Source organism: Oleidesulfovibrio sp. (assembly GCF_047973035.1).
Taxonomy (GTDB): domain Bacteria; phylum Desulfobacterota; class Desulfovibrionia; order Desulfovibrionales; family Desulfovibrionaceae; genus Oleidesulfovibrio.
In genome coordinates this window covers 144,137-164,233 of the sequence record NZ_JBKEBF010000008.1, presented here as the reverse complement: position 1 = coordinate 164,233, position 20,097 = coordinate 144,137, and the positions used below count along the sequence as shown (strand labels likewise).

Here is a 20,097-nt window from a genome sequence, read left to right as displayed (position 1 = left end):
CGGACAAAGTCAAATTTACAGTTGTGCAGTAACCTGATAACCACGCCCGTACGAGCATCATACCAATACCAGCATGGGAGAACACCCCGATGAAGATCTCCGACCGTCTTATGCAGGTCAAACCTTCGGCCACTTTGGCTGTTAATGCCAAAGCGCTGGAACTGAAAGCGCAGGGCCGTGAAATTATCAGCCTATCTGTAGGCGAACCGGATGTGCCCCCGTCAGCTCACATAGGGGCTGCGGCCAAACAGGCCATCGACGACAATTTTACCCGCTACACCGCTGTACCCGGCATTCCGGAACTGCGTGAAGCCGTTGCAGGTTACTTCAACCGTTTTTACGGCGTTGATGCCGCCGTTGAAAACACCATTGTAACCAACGGCGGCAAACAGGCTCTGTACAACCTTTTTCAGGTACTGCTCAACCCCGGCGACGAGGTGCTCATTCCCACACCGTACTGGGTAAGCTACCCCGCCATGGTGCAGCTTGCAGGCGGCGTGCCCGTTACCGTGGCAGCCAGTGCAGAAGCTGACTTTAAAATCAGCGTGAAAGACCTGAAGCAGGCTCTTACCCCGCGCACCCGCGTGCTGCTGATGAACTCTCCGTCCAACCCCACGGGAGCCTGTTACACCCGCGAAGAGATGGACGAGATTGCAGCATGGGCCATTGAAAATGGTCTGTTCATCATCTCCGACGAAATTTACGACCAGCTGGTATACGCTCCCGCCAGCCCCGCGGGCCTTGCTCCGTGGTGGCAGAGCAACCCCGGACAGGTCTGCGTGGTTAACGGTCTTGCAAAAAGTTTTTCCATGACCGGATGGCGCGTAGGTTACGTACTGGGCCACCCTGATCTGGTAAAAGCTCTGGGCAAAATTCAGGGGCAGTCCACGTCCAACGTGTGCTCCATAGCCCAGAAAGCAGCACTTGCCGCGCTTACCGGCCCGTTTGATGCGCTGGACACCCTGCGCACGGAATACGCCCGTCGCCGCGACATCGCGCTGGACATCATGTCCGGCTGGAAAGACGTGGTCTGTCCAAAGCCTGACGGAGCATTCTACCTGTTCCCCGATGTGCACCGCTTGTACAACGACACCATTCCCGATTCCGCAACGCTGTGCACCCGTCTGATGGAAGACGCCGGAGTGGCTCTTGTCCCCGGTGTCGCCTTCGGCGATGACCGCTGCGTACGCATCTCCTACGCTGTTTCAGAAGAAACACTTCGCGATGCTCTCGGCAAAATAAGCAAAGTGCTCTTTCCATAAATCCCCTTATAGGGAATAATGGATCGGACTGCCGCCCCCTTCGTTTTACATGAAGGGGGCGGATACATGCCGATTCACGACAACCAACAAGGAGCGAGCACATGAGCAGCAGCGCCTTTCTGAACTGGGCCCATGCATACACCGGCCGCGTGGCAGGAGCCGATCCTGCGGCCTTTACTCCCCGTCTTGGTGAAGCAGCCAACCTGCTGGGCCGCGACATTGCCGCAGGAAAACTGCCGTTTATCAACATGCCGTATGCAGACAGCATGACACAGCAGCTTGAAGCATTGACTCCCGGGCTTGCACGTTTTGAGCATATGGTCGTTCTCGGCATCGGCGGCTCCGCACTGGGAGCCCGTGCCCTGCAAAAAGCCTTTTTCCCTCAGCAGGACCGTCCGGGACACAAAGGCCCGTGGCTGTGGATTGCAGACAACGTGGATGCCGACAGCCTTGAGGCATGGCTTGCCAGCCTGCCTGCAGAAAAAACCGTTGTTGTTGTTATCAGTAAATCCGGTGGCACCATTGAGACTATCGGTCAATATTTCATAGTCCGCGACTGGTTGCGCCAGCAATGCGGCAACAGCTGGGCACAGCATGTTGTTACCGTAACGGACGAAAACAACGGTTTTCTGCGCGATGAAGCAAACACCCACGGCTTTGCATCCATGCCGGTACCCGACAATCTGGGCGGCCGGTACTCCGTGCTTTCCGGCGTGGGGTTAATTCCCGCGGCATTTATGGGCATGGACTGGAAGGCGCTTGTACGCGGCGCAAAAGCCGTAGGCGCTCCGCTTTACGCCAATCCTGACGCCGCAACTCTGGGCGCGCACCCCGCATGGCAGCTTGCCGTGTGGAATACCCTTCTTATGAAAGAAGGCTACAGCCAGCTGATTTTCTTTTCGTACATGCCGCTATGGGCACAGTTCGGGTTCTGGTTTGCGCAGCTGTGGGCCGAAAGTCTGGGCAAGGAGGGTAAAGGCTCCATGCCGCTGCCTGCCGTCGGTGTAACCGACCAGCACTCCACACAGCAGATGTTCCTTGACGGCCCGCGTGATAAGGCATGCCTGTTCCTTACATGCAGCTCATTACCCGAAGGCCGCCAGTTCCCCGACGATATGCCCGAAAAATGGCATTTCCTGCGCGGCAAGCGATTTGGCGAACTGCTGCACGCAGAAGCGCTGGGCACCCGCATGGCGCTGCACAGCACAGGCACACCGCTGGTTGAAATCAACATGGCAGGCTCTGACGAAGAGCAGGCGGGGCGGCTTATCGGCCTTCTGGAAATTACAACATTGCTTACCGGCTGGCTGCTGGATATAAATCCGCTGGACCAGCCTGCAGTTGAACTGGGCAAACGCCTTGCCAACGCAAAGCTGGGCGCCCCCGGTTACGATACCGAAACAGCTGACCTCGGCGCTTTTTTAAGCGCTCAAGGAAAGCAGCAGGAGTTCTAAACTTTGCCGGCACTTTACAGCACGGGTGAGCGCCCATTACGGTTCGCCCGCTTTCTTTCCTGGACCTCACTCGTGCTCATTGTAGTCACCAGCACCGTGTTTTCGCTGTTTATCGCAAACAGTGCGCGCACAACTCTGCTGATGAAGCAGAAAGATTACGCCATGCTGCTGGCTGAAAACCTGAACAGCCACATATACAAGCGCTTCGTCAAACCCACGCGTCTGGCATTCGGCAGGGTTGAGCTGATAAAACCCTTTCAGTACCGCGGGCTTGATCAGGTCATCCAGACCACTATCCACGGACTGCAGGTGGATTATCTGCGAATTTTCGACCATTCCGGCACAATCTCATATTCTTCCAAAGTGGATGAAGTGGGCCTCAAAACACTGGCCGACAGAAGCGTTACCAACGCCTTTGACAAGGGAGGGCACAGCTTTTCCATCATCGGCCGCACGTCATTGCTCAATGCCATGTTCAACTTTGACATGGAGCCGGGAACTTTTATTCTGCGCACGACGTATGTGCTGCGTACCATGGAAGACGACCTGCCGGACGACAGGCAGGAAATCATCGGCGTTATGGAGTTTGCACAGGACATAACCAGCGACTACAAAGAAGTGGTCAACTTTCTGTGGCTGCTGGTAGGAGCCTCGCTTGCATCGTCATTGACGCTGTTCCTGCTGCTGGTGGTCATCATCCGCAGAGCGGAACGCGCTCTTAACGAACGGCTGGTGGAAAAAGAACGCCTCGAACGCGACCTGCATCAAAACGAAAAGCTTGCCAGCATGGGCCGCATGGTAGCCAGCATCGCCCACGAAATCCGCAATCCTCTGGGGATTATCAGCTCCAGTGCAGAATTGCTGCTGCGCCGCACCGGCAACGCCGACCCTCTTACCGGTAAGATTCTGCAGGCCATCTTTGACGAAGCAAAACGTCTGGGGCAGACTGTGACGGATTTTCTGGACTACGCCCGACCGCGGCGTCCTGCCAAGGATGCCGTTGACGTGGCAGCCTTACTGACGCAGGCCACAGGCTTCATGGAAGGCGAATTTTCACGCTCGAATGTTTCCGTGGCCACTGATTTTACCGAAGGTCTTGCGGTGGCAGGCGACAAAGATCTGCTGTACCGTGCCTTTTACAATCTGATGGCTAACAGCTTGCAGGCCATGCAGGGTAACAGCATGGATAACGGCGTACTGACCATTGCCACACGCAACGGCAATGACGGAAACATAGAAATACGCTTTTCGGACAATGGCCCCGGCTTCCCTCAGGAAGGCCGCAAAAAGCTGCTTGATCCGTTTTACACCACCCGTGACGAAGGCACCGGCCTCGGCCTTGCCATCGTGAACAATATCATCACCAGCCATGAAGGCTCGATGGAACTGACCGATGCCGAAGGCGGCGGCGCGGAAGTGCGCGTTCTGCTGCCAAAGGCATGATACGGATGACCTATGACCAAAGACACCCACGTTCTGCTGCTTGACGACGAAAAAAACTATCTTCTGGTGCTGGAAGCGTTGCTTACCGATGCCGGATACAAGGTCACGGCCATCAGTGATCCGGAAACCGGTCTGGCATTTCTGGATGAATCCGATGTGGACGTAGTCGTTACCGACATGAAAATGCCCAAGCTGACAGGGCAAAATGTGCTGGACCATGTAAAAAAGCGCTACCCTCACGTTCCTGTTCTTATCATGACCGCTTTCGGCAGCATCGAAGGTGCAGTGGAAGTAATGAAGACCGGAGCCTTCGACTACATCACCAAACCGTTTTCCAACGACGAATTGCTGTTGTCAGTCCAGAACGCTGCAGAGCTGGCTCTGGCACACCGCCGCTACCGTCTGCTGGCGGAAGCCATGGAACAGCGCTTCGGCCCGCGACAGATTGTGGGGAACAGCCGTGCCATCCGCGATGTGCTGACCATGGTGCAACGGGCAGGCCCCAGTAAATCCACTGTGCTCATCACCGGCGAATCCGGCACCGGCAAGGAGCTGGCAGCGCGCGCCATTCACTATTCTTCGCCCCGCAAAGACGGTCCCTTTATCAGCGTCAACTGCATGGCACTGAACCCCGGCGTGCTGGAAAGCGAACTGTTCGGCCACGAAAAGGGCTCGTTCACCGGCGCTACCGCCATGAAGCGCGGCCGCTTTGAAATGGCCCACGGCGGCACGTTGTTTCTGGATGAAATAGGCGAACTTTCGCACGATATGCAGGTTAAACTGCTCCGCGTGCTGCAGGAGCGTACTTTTGAACGCGTAGGCGGCAGCGACCCCCTTGAGGTGGACATCCGCGTGGTGGCAGCCACCAACAAAAATCTTCAGGAAGAGGTTACTAAAGGAACCTTCCGCGAAGACCTTTTCTACCGCCTTAACGTCGTGCAGCTTGAGCTGCCCCCCCTGCGTGAACGCCGCGAAGATATTCCGCTGCTGGCGGCACACTTTGTACAAAAGTTTGCCGACGACAATGACACACAGCCCAAGACATTTTCGCCGGAAGCTCTTGATTACATGACCGGCTATGAATGGCCGGGCAATATCAGGCAGCTGGAAAACATCGTGGAACGCTGCATGGTGCTGACCCCCCGTGATACCATCGGGGTGGAAGACCTGCCGCACGAAATCCGCGACGAAGAAACCCAGCTGAAAAGTGCCGTCGACCTGTTGCCCGTCAAGCTGGACCTTGCCGACACGCTGGACAAGCTGGAATCAGCCCTTATCCGCCGAGCTCTGGTGCGCAGCGAATTTGTTCAGGTAAAAGCTGCCGAACTTCTGGGAATTTCCAAAAGCCTGCTGCAATACAAGCTTAAAAAATACGGCATCACAGGCCATTAGGCTTGCCTTCTTTTTGTCTTCAAAGCCGGAATACATACCGTATTCCGGCTTTTTTATTTTCATCAGGTACTGCGTCGTAACTTTTTCGCCTCTGCCATCTTTGCCGGAGGGCTGGTACATGGTACATATAACAACGCGTTGCGCCACGACAGGTCGTGGCATAATGCCGGACAACAGTTATGATAAGACGGGGGACCGTATGAAATATAAAACAGCCTTTCACTGTACCCGAACAGAACTTGCAAACGTATTGCGTGCCATAGCAGACGCCGTAGAGGGTAAGGGCTCCGACACATACCCACTGCCCAAAACGGATTCATTCCGCAAACTGAAACTGGCAGTAAAAGATGAAGGGGACCGTTGTCTGGTCAGCTTTGCAACAAAGGACGACGATGACCTGTTCTGTTCCGAGTGCGGCAGCAGCCCCGTAGTTGATACCAGCTACAAGCACCTGAAAAAACGCATGCAGGCCACATTCCGCACGCTGCTTACCGCAGCCCGTAACGGAACAATGCCGCAGCAGGCTACGGTTGATCTGTTTGTAGAAGATTCACACACCATGATTTCGTTTTCCGGCTACGGAGACGAATTTTACAACGACTATATGGATGCCGTGCACAGTCTGGAAGCAGCCTGTAAGCAAGGCGATACCGCAACGGCCAGTGCTGCCGTGGAAGAGCTGAACAGACAGAAGTCCGCCTGCCACGCCAGATACAAATAGCAGCGGCACAGGCGGAGCAGTTTCCGGGCAAGACAAAGTACATTCATACCGCAAAGTGAAAGCTGGTTTTTTATCGATTTTGCGATTATCACAGCCTCATCAGGCGGTTATGCCTTATTCCATAGCCCCGACAATAACCGGAGCGTAGTGAAAGGCTGACAGGCTACCGTGTTCAGCCAGCCGTACCGCCCTGAGCATTCATATGTTTTTTTAAGGATGAGCCATGCGCATTTCCATAACCAGAGAAATATCACTACCCGACGCCGTCAAGCTGGAGCGTTTCCGGCACAGCCCCGCATTGGGGCCACGCATTCTTTTTTTCAGCGGCGGCAGCGCGTTACGCTCTCTTTCGCAAGATATCATCCAGTATACGCACAACTCCATTCACCTGATTACGCCGTTTGATTCCGGCGGAAGCTCCGCCAAGTTGCGTCGGGCATTTGATATTCCTGCCGTGGGTGACATCCGCAACCGGCTTATGTCTCTGGCTGACCAGACCATTCAGGGCAACCCTGAAATGTTCGAGCTGTTTGCCTACAGACTGCCGCGCGACAAAGACCACGACAGCCTGCTGGATGAGCTTGCCACCATCACATACGGCGAGCATCCGCTGGTGACGCATATACCGGACCCTTTACGGGCCATTCTGCGCAACCACCTGCATCAGTTCATAGATATGATGCCGGAAGACTTTGACCTGCGGGGCGCAAGCATCGGCAACCTCGTGCTGGCGGCAGGATATCTTGCCAACCGGCGCCACCTTGACCCTGTCATTTACCTGTTTTCCAAGATGGTGCAGGTACTGGGCGTTGTACGCCCCATAGCAAATAACAACGTACACCTGTGCGTCCGGCTGGCAGATGGACAAGTAATCTGCGGGCAGCATCGTTTTACCGGCAAAAACAAAGTGCCGCCAAAGGTACCCGTTAGTGAAATATGGCTTGCCGCAGGCGAAAACGACCCGACGCCTGTCGAAGTTACCATCCGCGATAAGACACGGCAACTTATAGGCTCTGCAGAGCTTATCTGCTATCCCATGGGCAGTTTCTACTCCAGTCTCATTGCAAACCTTCTGCCCCGCGGTGTTGGCAGCGCAATAGCCGAAAATCGTTGCCCCAAGGTTTTTATTCCCAATACCGGCAACGACCCCGAACTGAACGGCCACGACATAGCAGCGCAGGTGCATACGCTGCTTGCCCACTTGAAAAAAGACAATACCTCCATCACAGATACTGATGTGCTTAACTTTGTTCTGCTGGATATCAACTGCCAGCCATTCCCCGGGGAAACGGCTCTTGAAGCAAAAGGCGTACGCATACTCCGCCTGCCGCTTACAGAAACCAACTGTGACAGAATAAACCCCAGACGTCTTAATCCGATACTGCTTTCACTTTGCTGAGAGCAAACCAAACGAGGTGACATGATGGGAAAGAGCGAAAAAAACGCAGAAAGTGCGCAAAAGACCAAAGTCGGCATCGAGCAGCAGCTCACGCGTGACGAGGCAATCGGTTATCTTGAATGCATTCTGACCGGTCTGAAGCAAGGTACTGTTACGCTGGAAAATGAAGAGCGTGCCCTGACCCTGAGTATTCCGGAAACCCTAATGCTGGAACTGGAACTGAAGCAAAAGGGAACCGGCCGGAAAGTCGAGTTTGAACTTTCGTGGCAGGAAGCGGAACAACCGGCTGAACCTGAAGACGTATCCGGCAAAGCTGAAGGCAAGGAGCAAACTGACGGGGCAGAAAAAAAGCTGCGGAACATCCTGATAACGACGCTCCCCGCACCTCCCCGCTCAAGGCTTCAGATAGCGCCGATGGGAAGGTGGCGAAAGAAAAATCCGACCCCGAAGACGCCAGCGGAGCAGATAGTTCCGCCTCTGCTCCGAAAGCTCAGCCTGAAAAAGAAACAGCAAAAAAAAGCTCAAGCAAACAAAACGTAAGTACGCAACCAGAACCCAAAGCGGGTAAAAAAACTACCGGAAAGAAAGCCGGTAAAAAGACCTCCGCCTAAAAGTGGTCTGCAAAACAACTACATAAAAGCCCCGCTCTCCTTCCGGATGCGGGGCTTATTGTTTTTCCATCAGCAGGCAACCTTGCGAAGCCCATTCACTGTTACTCGCAAGATTCATGGCTCCATCACGAATAAGGTAATACTGTTCTGCAATCTTTTGCCATTCGCTGTTATGAAGCAGGTCCCGTACAAAATGCGTCACAAACCCCTGAAGCTCTTTTGAATCACCTTTTATCATAATATGCCGTGTATATTCAGAGAATGGCAGGGGTGAAAAATAGACCTGCCCTTCCAGCCCCAGCTCGCACACAAGGCTACGCAACACAGACTCCGGCGCAACGGTAAAATCTATGCGCCCCATCACAAGCTTAAGCAGATTCTGCCTGACAGTGGCGGCATCCTCACGCCTGAGTTCTTTTAAGGCGACTGCCGTATCAAGCTCACCGTAACGGCTGCTGTAAACGCCACCCATGGTCAGCCCGCGAAGGTCTTCCACACCATCATAGCTGACACGCTGCTTTGCAGAAGATAACAGGCCGTTCCTGTCCGGCAAAAAACCATCCGACCAACTGTAGCGGCCTGCCACATCTATCCATGCCGGATTCACAAAAAGCAGAAGGGCCGTATCCGCCCGTTCCAAAGCCATCTCGGCACGCCGCTTCGGCAGACAGCTCAGCTCGAAGTGAAACCTTCCTCCTGCGGCTTTATTCAGCAACGCAACAAAGTCATGGGTAAGCCCCCTGCCCTCTGCTGTTAAAAAAGGAGGAGAGGTATAATACGACAGCACAGTCACCTTGACGGCAGACTCCGGCGCGGCCCTGTGTGCATAGGCAAAGCCGTAGCCATAAAGAATGTCAAAAATAAACGCCGTACACAGCAAAGCTGCACTAAGCATGTAATGCCTGCCCCGATACAACATGCCGTATATTTGCTATAAACAAAGGTAATTGCAAGGGGCTCCAGACGATTGGTGCAACTTTTGCCATTTCCTTTCTTTATCCGGCCCGTTATATCAACGGCGTTATTATTCTGCCACTGCCCTTTCATATGCCGTATCAGGCCGGAAGCAGCCCACCCCGTGCATTCATTGACAACCCAACGCCCCCGTCATACTCAACACAAAGGCTGCCGATAAAGGCTGCAACATCCCATGACGTACAAATTCACCAAAGATACCGTGGCGGAATACATTGACGCCCTTAAAGCCTCTGACAGGCTGGGGTCTTTTGTTACCTGCCACAAAGTACTGCAAAGCAAACAGGCCCGTACGGCACCCGTAACGCGCCCGTGGCCCCGTGCCGTGCAAGGCATTCTGGAACACGCTGGAATCACAGCTCTTTACGCGCATCAGGCACTTGCCACTGACCACATTCGTGCGGGAAGGCATGTAGTGGTAGCCACGCCCACAGCCAGCGGCAAAACATTTATCTATAACCTTCCGGTCATTGAGCAGATTCTTCACGATCCGGAAACCCGCGCCCTGTATCTTTTTCCGCTAAAGGCGCTTGCTCAGGACCAGTTGGCTACTCTGAACAGCCTGACGGAGCACTGGAGTACAGACGCACGCCCTACCGCCGCCATTTATGACGGTGACACCACCGCATGGTTCCGCAAAAAAATCCGCAATAATCCGCCCAATATTCTGCTAACCAATCCGGAAATGCTGCATCTGTCCATTCTGCCGCATCATGAACAGTGGACACGATTTCTGGCAGGGCTTTCGTACATTATCGTGGACGAAGCCCATACCTACCGCGGCGTACTCGGCTCGCATATGGCGCAGCTTTTCCGCAGGCTGGGGCGGGTTTGCTCACGCTACGGCACCGCACCTTCGTTTGTGTTCTGCTCCGCCACGGTGGGCAATCCGGAAGAACTGGCAACCAGCCTTACAGGTATACGCCCCCAGCCGGTGCTGGAAAGCGGCGCCCCGCAAGGCAGGCGGCACTTTGTCTTCATTGACCCGCCGGAAAGCCCTTCCACCACGGCCATTCAATTGCTTAAAGCCGCTCTTGCCCGGGGCATGCGCACCATTGTGTACTGCCAGTCGCGCCGCATGACGGAACTTATCAGCCTGTGGGCGGGCAACAATGCAGGAGCCTATGCAAACCGTATAAGCGCATACCGTGCAGGCTTTCTGCCGGAAGAGCGGCGCGAGATTGAATCCCGCATGAACAGCGGCGACCTGCTGGCCGTAATCACTACCAGTGCGCTGGAGCTTGGTATCGATATTGGCTCATTGGATCTGTGCATTCTGGTGGGATACCCCGGAACTGTCATGTCCACATTGCAGCGCGGAGGGCGCGTAGGCAGAGCGCAACAGGAGTCTGCCGTTGTGCTGGTGGCAGGAGAGGATGCTCTGGACCAGTACTTTATGCGGCATCCGGAGGATTTTTTCGAACGTCCTGCGGAAAAAGCAGTGCTAAACCCGCACAACCCCGTCATTCTGGAACGGCATCTGGAATGTGCCGCCGCAGAATTTCCCCTGACAATCACAGAGCCGTGGTTCGAAGCAGAAGCTGTCCGCCGTGCTGCCGCCGCACTGGAAGAACAAAGCATGCTGCTGCGTACAGAAGACGGTACCCGCCTGCTGGCTGCGCGCAAGCGACCGCAGCGCCATGTAGACCTGCGCGGCGCAGGCCCCACATTCCATATTGAAGACCTTGCAACAGGCAATGTCATAGGCAGTGTGGACGGCCACAGAGCTTTCAGGGAAACGCACCCCGGGGCAGTGTACCTGCACAGGGGCAGATCTTTTGTAGTGACAGACCTTGATGTGGGAGCACGCACCGTAAAGGCCGTTGCGGCAAAGGTTGACTATTTCACCCGCGTCCGCGGCAACAAGTCTACGGAGATTCTGCAGGTCATCGACCAGAAAGTCGCATGGAATACCCGCGTCTGCTTCGGGCGGCTGCGCGTAACCGAGCAGATTACAGGCTATGAAAAGCGCAATACCCGCAGCGGGCAGATGCTGGGTATAACGCCTCTGGACCTGCCGCCTCATGTGTTTGAGACTGAAGGCATATGGTTTGAGGTGCAGGACGCAGCACAGCGTGAAGTTGAAAACGCATACTTGCATTTCATGGGCTCCATCCATGCATTGGAACACGCCGCCATCGGCATTCTGCCTCTTATCGTCATGACGGACAGAAACGATCTTGGCGGCATATCCACCCCCATGCATCTGCAGGTAGGCAAACCATGCGTGTTTGTCTACGACGGAATGCCCGGCGGTGCCGGACTTTCGCGCATGGCTTTTGACAAGGCGGAAGAACTGTTTGCCAGCACCCGCAAGGTTATTGCCGAATGCCGGTGCGAAACAGGCTGCCCGTCGTGCGTACAGTCGCCCAAATGCGGCTCGGGCAACCGCCCTATTGATAAAGACGGCGCTTTGTTCCTGCTGGATGCCATGAAGTGCGCCGCCCCCCCTGCAGATGGTTCCTTCGTTCTCGAACCACTGGCTCCTTCAGCCGCATGGCCTGCGCCCGATATCAGAGAACAGACCGGTACACAGAACACTGTTTCTGGCGCTTTGCCCCGACCGGAGCATTACGCAAGCAATACGCATCCTCCGGTCACAGGCGGCGTTCAAGGCACCCGCCATGCCCACGCTGACGGAGGTAATGCGGCCATGCCTGCACAGACTGCTCCGGTCGACGCTCCTGATAAAGTCAACGGCGTTGATAATCAGCCTTACTTTTCGCCTATGTCTGGCGACATAGCGGCTAACAACAGCGGACGAGTACAAAATATTTCTATCCTCACCAGCCCACAGGAGCCACGCATGAGCAACCGCTTTCCTATCACGCAACCGGCATCACTCGCTGTGCTGGACGTAGAAACACGGCGTTCCGCGCAGGAGGTAGGCGGTTGGCACAAAGCGGACAAAATGGGAGTCAGCATTGCCGTACTGTACGATTCGCGTGATGACAGCTTTTACGCGTATACTGAAGAACAGGTTCCGCAAATGCTGCTGCGCCTTGCGGAATTCGACCTTGTCATCGGCTTTAACATCATCCGCTTTGACTACAAGGTTCTTACCCCGCTGTTACCGGCAGGAACGCCGTGGCAGCTGACAGACCTGCCTACGCTGGACATGCTGGACGAAGTAAAAAAACGCCTCAGCTACCGGCTTTCGCTGGACAACCTTGCCAGTGCCACGCTTGATGCGCCCAAATCCGCCGACGGCCTGCAGGCGCTCAAATGGTGGAAAGAGGGCAAAATCGATGAAATCACACGATACTGCGAACAGGACGTGCGCATTACCCGCGACCTGTACCTGTTCGGCCGCGAAAACGGCTATCTGCTGTTTACCAACAAGGCAAAACAGAAAGTCCGTGTGCCCGCCTCCTGGCAAAAATAAAGCAAGCACTCGCAAACACAAACGTTTCAAAGCTTTTTACTCTTTCCCGCACAGCCGGAATTATGCTATCATATGAATCCGGCACATCTTCATGCTGCCGCATTCTCATGAGTATCCCGTTGCCGCTTTACCGCGGCAAGATAAACGCACACACAGTCAGGAGGACCTATGCTTCCCGAAAGGTATAAAGCTTTTTACAAAGAGCTTCGTGAATTCATTCCGGCAGACAGCATCTACACCGACCCGCTGCGCACACTTGCCTATGGCACTGATGCCAGCTTTTACCGTCTCATCCCCAAAATTGTCATCGACACCAATGTGGAAGACGAGGTGGTAGGCATTCTGAAGCTGGCAACCAGACATAAGCTGCCGGTAACATTCCGCGCTGCCGGCACCAGTCTGTCCGGTCAGGCTGTTTCAGACTCCATTCTGGTCCGCCTTGGGGACGGCTGGCGTAAGTTCAAGATATTCGATGACGCCACCAAGGTGCAGCTGCAGCCCGGCATCATCGGCAGCCATGCCAACCGCCTGCTGGCAGAGTTCGGCAAAAAAATCGGTCCCGACCCGGCTTCCATCGACAGCGCCAAAATCGGCGGTATTGTGGCGAACAACGCATCCGGCATGTGTTGCGGCGTAGCTGAAAACAGCTACAAGACCCTGCACAGCATGCGTGTAGTCATGTACGATGGCACCACGCTGGATACATCTGACGACAAAAGCCGTGCAGAATTCGCGCGCCGTCATCCCAACGTGCTGGAGCGCCTGCGCCTGCTTCGTCAGAAAGTCATGGCAGACAAAGAGCTGGCAGACCTTATCACCCGAAAGTTCAAGATCAAAAACACCACCGGCTTCAGCCTGAATGCGCTGGTCGACTTCGAAGACCCCTTCGACATGCTCCAGCATCTGATGATCGGCTCTGAAGGAACACTGGGCTTTATTTCAGAAGTAACCTACCGCACGGTTATCGAACACAAGCACAAGGCTTCTGCTCTGATGCTGTTCCCCGGCATCAAATCTGCCTGCGAAGCCACCATTGTGCTGAAGCAGCAGCCTGTTGCCGCGGTAGAGCTGATCGACCGTGCCGGTCTGCGCAGCGTGCAGGACAAGCCCGGAATGCCCGAAGGCCTGACGGAGCTTGGAGACGACGCAGCGGCCCTGCTTGTGGAAACCCGTTCTAACGAAAAAGAAACGCTGGATGCGCAGATTGCCGCCATTCTGGCGTCCATCAAGCATATTCCCAGCGTACGGGCACATGAGTTCACAGACATCCCCGAAGAGTTCGGCAAGCTGTGGGCGGTGCGAAAGGGGCTGTTCCCCGCAGTAGGCGCAGTGCGCCGCATAGGCACCACCGTTATCATCGAAGACGTGGCCTTCCCCATTGAATCGCTGGCAGACGCCACCCTTGAGCTTCAGGCCATGTTCAAAAAACACGGTTACGACGAAGCCATCATCTTCGGTCATGCTCTTGAGGGCAACCTGCACTTTGTTTTCACGCAGGACTTCGGCGACAGGTCAGAAGTGAAACGTTATCAGGAATTCATGGACGAAGTATGCGCCATGGTTGCAGACAGCTACAAAGGTTCGTTGAAAGCAGAACACGGCACAGGCCGCAACATGGCTCCGTTTGTTGAAATGGAATGGGGTCATGATGCCTACATGCTGATGAAAGAAATCAAAAACATCTTTGACCCGCATAACCTGCTGAACCCCGGTGTTATCATCAACGAAGACGCTGAGGCACACGTTAAGGATTTGAAAGCACTGCCGCCCGCGCATTCCATTGTGGACAAGTGTATCGAGTGCGGTTTCTGCGAACCTGTCTGTCCTTCGCGGGATGTGACGTTCACCCCACGCCAGCGCATTGTCAGCTGGCGTGAAGTGTGCCGCATGGAAAATGAAGAAGAAAAGGGCAAGCTGCTTAAAAAGCTGCTCAAAGACTACAATTACTTTGGCGATAATACCTGCGCAGCCGACGGCCTGTGCGCCACCCGCTGCCCTGTAGGCATCAACACCGGCTCGTTCGTCAAGCATCTGCGTTCCACCAAGGTCGGCCCCCGTCAGGAAAAAGCCGCCGCATGGGTAGGCGGACACTTTGACACCGTAGCGAAGTCCGTTGCCACAGCGCTTAAGGGCGTAAACCTTGCGCACAAGCTCTTCGGCACCACCTTTATGGACGGTGCCTCCAAAACGCTGCGCGTTGTCTCGCTGAAAAAAATTCCCATGTGGAACCGCGAAATGCCTAACGGCCTTTCCGCAATAAAGCCTATACCTGTAAATCAGGCCAACCCGCTGAAGGTTGTCTACTTCCCCAGCTGTGTCAGCCGCACCATGGGCCCTGCAAAGAACGACCATGACCGCGACCCGCTGCCGCAGAAGACCGTTTCCCTGCTGGCAAAAGCCGGTTACGAGGTCATTTTCCCCGAAGGTATGGACAAGCTGTGCTGCGGTCAGGCTTTTGAATCCAAAGGCTATACCGCACAAGCAGATGCGAAATCCAAAGAACTGAGCGACGCCCTGCTGCGCGCATCCAATAATGGCGAACTGCACGTGCTGTGCGATACAAGCCCCTGCCTGTACCGTATGCGCGAAACGCTGGATAAGCGACTCACTCTGTGGGAACCCATCGATTTTGTGCTGGAACACCTGACCGACAAGCTGGAGTTCACCAGGCTGCCGCGTAGCGTGGCTATTCACTCTACCTGCACCAGCCGCAAGATGGGCCTTGATGCCAAGTTCAAAAAACTGGCGGAACTGTGCGCCGAAGAAGTCGTCGTCCCTGAAGACGTCTTCTGCTGCGGCTTTGCCGGTGACCGCGGCTTCAGCTTCCCCGAGCTCAATGCATCAGCCCTCAAAGAGCTGAAGCCGCAGGTTGAACGATGCGACGACGGCTATTCCACATCACGTACCTGCGAAATCGGTCTGTCGCTGCATAGCGACTTGTCGTACCGCTCTATTCTCTATCTGGTGGACGAAGCAACCAGACCGCTTTCCCGCTAGGGTGCAAATAGCACGAACGATTCAGGCGGGTGCTCCGGCACCCGCCTTTTTTCTTTGTTATCCCAGCTTATCTCCCTGATCCAAGCTTCCTTTCTTTGGCTCCTGAACAACATGCAGCACAGACATAGCACCTAGCGTTCCGCATCATCAGATCGGCCCAGCAGAAACTTAGCGGGCCCATACCACAGGATATTTGCAGTCCCAGCGCGTATGCTCAGCCAAAGAGGTCTACCATTGTCGCCCTCTTTGGCTGAGGCAACTATCCGGAAACTCTGCTTAACACGCAGAAATCCTTTGGCGGACGCTCATAGGCTTCGCCTTATTGGAACCCCGCCCATAGCGCGGGAGGGACGTTCATAAAAAAACGGCCCGCATGGAATCCATGCGGGCCGCTGTGTTCATGTACGATTGGTGCAGTCAGCTAACCGCTATTGCGGGTAGGATGCCGTATCGGACATTCCTTCTTTCCATTCTTTATTCAGGCGACCGGCCTTAACGGCTTCTTCATCCCACTGGGGCAGCAGCTCACGCTTAAAGCGCAGCTTTTCTTCCACCAGCTTGGGCAGGTTAACGTTCGCCAGTTCCTGAGCTTTTTCCTTGGTGGAGAAGTCGGGGGCTTCGTAATTCAGCACACCGTGCTGAGCCAGAATACCCACCAGCAGGTTACGTGCCTGCTGGGCCTTATCATTGGCAACAGCAAGCAGACGCAGGGTTTCTTCCGGTGCGTGGAAGAAGGAACCATGACTGGCAATGGAGTAATCCCAGAACCACTGCGAAGAACGCAGCAGAGCAAGTACGGGAGCCATTTCAGCTTCGGTGGCTCCTTCATCCCATGCCTTCTTGGCTTCAAGGTGAGCCTTGCCAAGGTTGGTCATAGCGATGACGTTCAGCTGATTCTTGCGTTCCAGCTTTTCTTCCACAATGGCCTTGAACTCTGCTTCGCTCTGGCGGTGGCAGGTCAGGCAGGAGTTTGCCACATCGTTCAGCGGGCTTTGCAGGTTATGATCAGAGAACTTCACGCTGCCTTCCTGCTTGTAGGGCATATGGCAGTCTGCGCAGGAAAGTCCGCGCTTGAAGTGAATACCGGTTCTGAAAATTTCATACCCGGGGTGCTGAGCCTTGATAAGAGGAGTGCGGCTCAGAGCATGTGTCCAGTCGCTGAAGCCGTAAGAGTTGTAGTACTCTTCCATCGCTTCTGCGGTGAAGCCCTTTTCCCACGGGAAGGTAACAACGTTAGCAACCTGCTTGTTGCCTTCTTTGTCGGTGTAAGGGGTCTTCTTGAAGTAGTATTCAGAGTGACACTGTGCGCATGCAAGCGAGCGCATGTCCTGATAGCTGACGTCTTTCATCACCCAACCGGCACTTTCAAGAGCGCGGGTCAGGTACGGACGCGAAAGCTGCAGTTCGCCGGTCTGAGTGTTGTGGCAGTCGGCACAGCCGATGGGGTTGACAATCTGGTTGCCAAGGCGTGCCCATTTGCCGGTAAAGTATTCATTTTCGCCCTCTTCCGCTATTACGCGGGGGACGTCTGTGGACTTACATGTCCAACACGCGGTAGGCATGGGGCCATCGTCGGGACCGGTGGGTGCGCCTGTACGCAGGGTGTTGATATTATCCTGCAAGGCATAAAAGTGACCGCGAGGTGCGTTGTAATCTTTTGAAAAACCATATCCGGCCCACAGGATGGCAAGCTGAGGATACTTTTTAACAAGATCTTCAATCTTGTCGCTTTGTGCAGTTTTTTTCCACGAATCATACTGACGCGGATAGGCGTCGCGCCATTCTTCGTTTTTACTTTCTATGCCTTCTGCCTTCACAACAGGGTTGGCGTTCAGTACGACCTGTTCCTGCTTTTTGGTGCTGATGGACAGCAGCATGTACGTCATCACTGCGATGGCAAGCAGCGAAATAACAAGTATGAAAGAGCTCTTCTTCATTGTGACTCCTCTCTGTTGGACTAAAGCTTCTGCAGCGCCTGCTTTACAGCAAGACTATTGGGAGTGGCGTTAATGCTGCGTACTTTGCCGTGCGGTACCATGCGATGACAGTCCCAGCATTTCCTGTCACCTAAGGTGCTGCTATCAAAAGCGTGCTGGCGATCCACGTTTTTAATAATCGGCTTTGCAAAACTTGAATGGCAATGAATGCAGTTTTCCTGAACCCTTCTGGCGCCGTCATCACTTATCATGATGCGTTTACCGTATGTATTGAATGTAAAAGCAACAGAGTGGTTCCACCCGTCGCGGGCCTTGGACGCGTACTTGTCGATGTAGTTTTCTACCGGCAGATGGCAGTCCACGCATTTTGCGCGCTGGGCGTGCGAACTATGCATCCATGTAGAGTAGTAACTCTCCATGACATGGCAGTTAATGCAGGCTGTGGCTTCGCTGGAGAGGTATGATGTGGCCTTGGATTCCTTGGCCAGATATACCCCCATTACCACCGCAACTGTCAGTGCTGCCAAAGCACAGTACCGCAAGGCCGATGCTGAGTTCATAGACACCTCGCGCTGTTACAGATTGTGAAAAAACTCTCTTATACATACCACAACAATAGCCCATAGTGTCAATCTATTGTTGACTGTAGCTGCATTACTTTGCCGCATGTCAGTAAAGACTGACGTACCAGCATTGCTATCTTTTAAAAACATTATGTTTCAGCATGTTATCGGAAAAAAGCTTTTTTGAATATGCAACTACGTTATAGCACAATAATTTACACATACAACTTATAGCATAGACAATATAACAGGTTACATCGTCAGAGATACACAGCAGGAATATACAACCCTGCTGGAAGCTTCTCCATCATTTTGCAATCAAAAACTATTACCAAAAGGAATACAAGCTTACACTTACCAGTAGAAAATGTGCAAAGACTTTCCCCGTATGGCACAGAGCTTTTTAACATTTATTTTAAACTAGTTAGTAGCAACTATAAGGAGTACGAAGCAACACAGCAAGATAAAAGCAGCTATTACTGTTTACAGCCAATACAACTATATTTCATACTTTTACATTTATTAAGAATACTATTTGTCCTTTTTCACACAAAAGCGGACCATAAAAAAAGCGGCGCACTTTCATGCACCGCTTAACAGCATATAGCTTTGTATTCTTACAACACAGCTGAATTTTGAATTTTCTCTATAAGCCTCGTAGTAGAAAACCCCTGCAACAACGGCAAAGAAAGAACCCTGCCGCCACCTGCCTCAACAACATCACGTCCCACAATCCGGTCAACGCTCCAGTCTCCGCCCTTCACAAGCACCTGAGGCCGGATGGCTTTGATAAGATTATACGGGGTGTCTTCTTCAAACATGGCCACATAATCCACGCTTTGCAGGTGTGCAGCAACATACGCACGTACAGCATAGGTATTTACAGGCCTGTCGGCACCTTTACCCAATCTGCGGACAGAGTCGTCACTGTTCAGTCCCAGCACCAGCAGATCGCCTTCGGCACGGGCACGAGCCAGCAGGTCTACATGCCCCGGGTGCAGTATGTCGTAACAACCGTTGGTAAAGACCACTCGCTCGCCCTGCCGGTCTTTCAATTGAGCCAGCAGTTCATCCAGAGTCACCACCTTCGGGTGCGCAGGAACAGACGGTACACAAGGGGTACTCATTACGGGTTTACCACCTGCAAACGTTCATTATCGCCAAAGAGCACCAGCTCCACCCAGTCCAGACCGAATGAAAGACGAGCTTCTTCATTTTCCAGAATGCGTTGCTGCTCTTCTTCCGGAACATTCAGCCGTGCAAACAGGTTCACACCCTGAATAAAATCGCCAAAGCGGTCCAGCTCGTACAATGCCAGCAGACACAAGGTAAGCTGTTTCTGCGACAGCACCATTTCTTTTTCAATAGCACGGGCCATCAGTCTGGTATAGCGGTCGCCAAAATGGTTGTACGGTATCAACTCCTGATCCTGCAGCCACTCTGCGCTGGTCCATACCGGTTCTTCCGAAAAGCCATGACAGTGCTGTTCTGCAATAATGAAATACTGTTCCACAAGCTCGCCGTTATCCACGCGGGTAGCACGGCCGAGCGGGTATGTACGGCACGCCGCAGAACGGTGGGGATATACCTGACAGCCTGCCTGCGACACAAAAGGACAGGTCCGTGCGGGGCCGTCTGTCATTTTCATGTACAGGATGGGAAAGTTGGTATTGGGGTAGGTTTCAACACGGGTGAACGCCTTGATGAAACCTTCGCTGCCCTGCCCTGTTTCCTGCCTAAGCTGCAGCACGTCATAAGGCGACAACGGCATCCGGAGGTCAGAACAGCAGGCATTGAAGCAGGCCACCCCGGGATGGCAGGCAAACTGAAATTTTTCGCCCTGCTTCAGTTCCGGCATGCTGTCCAGAAATTCCTGAGTAGTATCGACATCGTTATGCTGCGCGGTCATGACGGCTCCTGTATAAAAAGCGGCGAGCGCACATAGTGCGCTCGCCTGT

Annotated in this window: 14 protein-coding genes; 9 read left to right on the top strand and 5 right to left on the bottom strand. The window is 54.0% G+C overall.

Features of this window, described 5'->3' with window-relative positions:
* The first annotated feature begins 89 nt into the window (after positions 1 to 89).
* The 7 genes from ACK5LI_RS02200 (at position 90) to ACK5LI_RS02170 (ending at position 8,211) form a co-directional block, all read left to right on the top strand.
* Positions 90 to 1,262 carry a pyridoxal phosphate-dependent aminotransferase gene (locus ACK5LI_RS02200; RefSeq protein WP_416945998.1) on the top strand — a complete coding sequence of 391 codons (1,173 nt, stop codon included), beginning with the start codon at positions 90 to 92 and terminating at the stop codon, positions 1,260 to 1,262.
* A 101-nt stretch (positions 1,263 to 1,363) separates the two neighbouring features.
* A complete protein-coding gene (locus tag ACK5LI_RS02195) occupies positions 1,364 to 2,716 on the top strand; it encodes a glucose-6-phosphate isomerase (RefSeq protein WP_416945997.1) in 1,353 nt (450 codons plus the stop codon).
* Between the two features lie 72 nt (positions 2,717 to 2,788).
* A complete protein-coding gene (locus ACK5LI_RS02190; RefSeq protein ID WP_416945996.1) occupies positions 2,789 to 4,159 on the top strand; it encodes a sensor histidine kinase in 1,371 nt (456 codons plus the stop codon).
* Positions 4,160 to 4,171: 12 nt separating this feature from the next.
* Positions 4,172 to 5,551, top strand: a complete 1,380-nt coding sequence (locus ACK5LI_RS02185) for a sigma-54-dependent transcriptional regulator (protein ID WP_416945995.1) — start codon at positions 4,172 to 4,174, stop codon at positions 5,549 to 5,551.
* A gap of 199 nt (positions 5,552 to 5,750) precedes the next feature.
* Positions 5,751 to 6,272 (top strand): GAK system XXXCH domain-containing protein, encoded by a 522-nt coding sequence (locus ACK5LI_RS02180; RefSeq protein ID WP_416945994.1) that lies wholly within the window; start codon positions 5,751 to 5,753, stop codon positions 6,270 to 6,272.
* A 223-nt stretch (positions 6,273 to 6,495) separates the two neighbouring features.
* A complete protein-coding gene (locus ACK5LI_RS02175; RefSeq protein WP_416945993.1) occupies positions 6,496 to 7,671 on the top strand; it encodes a GAK system CofD-like protein in 1,176 nt (391 codons plus the stop codon).
* A 21-nt stretch (positions 7,672 to 7,692) separates the two neighbouring features.
* Entirely contained in the window at positions 7,693 to 8,211 is a 519-nt protein-coding gene (locus ACK5LI_RS02170) for an amphi-Trp domain-containing protein (RefSeq protein ID WP_416945992.1), read from the top strand.
* Positions 8,212 to 8,337: 126 nt separating this feature from the next.
* Here ACK5LI_RS02170 and ACK5LI_RS02165 read toward each other — a convergent pair whose 3' ends face one another.
* Positions 8,338 to 9,177 (bottom strand): substrate-binding periplasmic protein, encoded by an 840-nt coding sequence (locus ACK5LI_RS02165; protein WP_416945991.1) that lies wholly within the window; start codon positions 9,175 to 9,177, stop codon positions 8,338 to 8,340.
* Positions 9,178 to 9,432: 255 nt separating this feature from the next.
* On the opposite strand from ACK5LI_RS02165, the gene ACK5LI_RS02160 reads away from it, so the two are divergent.
* Positions 9,433 to 12,642: a DEAD/DEAH box helicase gene (locus ACK5LI_RS02160; RefSeq protein WP_416945990.1), complete on the top strand. Its 3,210-nt coding sequence runs from the start codon at positions 9,433 to 9,435 to the stop codon at positions 12,640 to 12,642.
* 168 nt (positions 12,643 to 12,810) lie between these two features.
* Complete coding sequence (locus ACK5LI_RS02155; RefSeq protein ID WP_416945989.1) at positions 12,811 to 15,639, top strand: FAD-binding and (Fe-S)-binding domain-containing protein; 2,829 nt, start codon at positions 12,811 to 12,813, stop codon at positions 15,637 to 15,639.
* 428 nt (positions 15,640 to 16,067) lie between these two features.
* Here ACK5LI_RS02155 and nrfA read toward each other — a convergent pair whose 3' ends face one another.
* The 4 genes from nrfA to ACK5LI_RS02135 form a co-directional block, all read right to left on the bottom strand.
* A complete protein-coding gene (nrfA, locus tag ACK5LI_RS02150) occupies positions 16,068 to 17,576 on the bottom strand; it encodes an ammonia-forming cytochrome c nitrite reductase (RefSeq protein WP_416945988.1) in 1,509 nt (502 codons plus the stop codon).
* Positions 17,577 to 17,596: 20 nt separating this feature from the next.
* Complete coding sequence (gene nrfH / locus ACK5LI_RS02145; RefSeq protein ID WP_416945987.1) at positions 17,597 to 18,136, bottom strand: cytochrome c nitrite reductase small subunit; 540 nt, start codon at positions 18,134 to 18,136, stop codon at positions 17,597 to 17,599.
* A 620-nt stretch (positions 18,137 to 18,756) separates the two neighbouring features.
* The gene (gene rfaE2 / locus ACK5LI_RS02140; protein WP_416945986.1) at positions 18,757 to 19,266 is read right to left on the bottom strand and encodes a D-glycero-beta-D-manno-heptose 1-phosphate adenylyltransferase; all 510 of its coding nucleotides are present in this window, start codon (positions 19,264 to 19,266) and stop codon (positions 18,757 to 18,759) included.
* Positions 19,266 to 20,048 (bottom strand): YkgJ family cysteine cluster protein, encoded by a 783-nt coding sequence (locus ACK5LI_RS02135; RefSeq protein WP_416945985.1) that lies wholly within the window; start codon positions 20,046 to 20,048, stop codon positions 19,266 to 19,268. The genes rfaE2 and ACK5LI_RS02135 overlap by 1 nt, the downstream gene beginning before the upstream one ends.
* Positions 20,049 to 20,097: the final 49 nt, after the last annotated feature.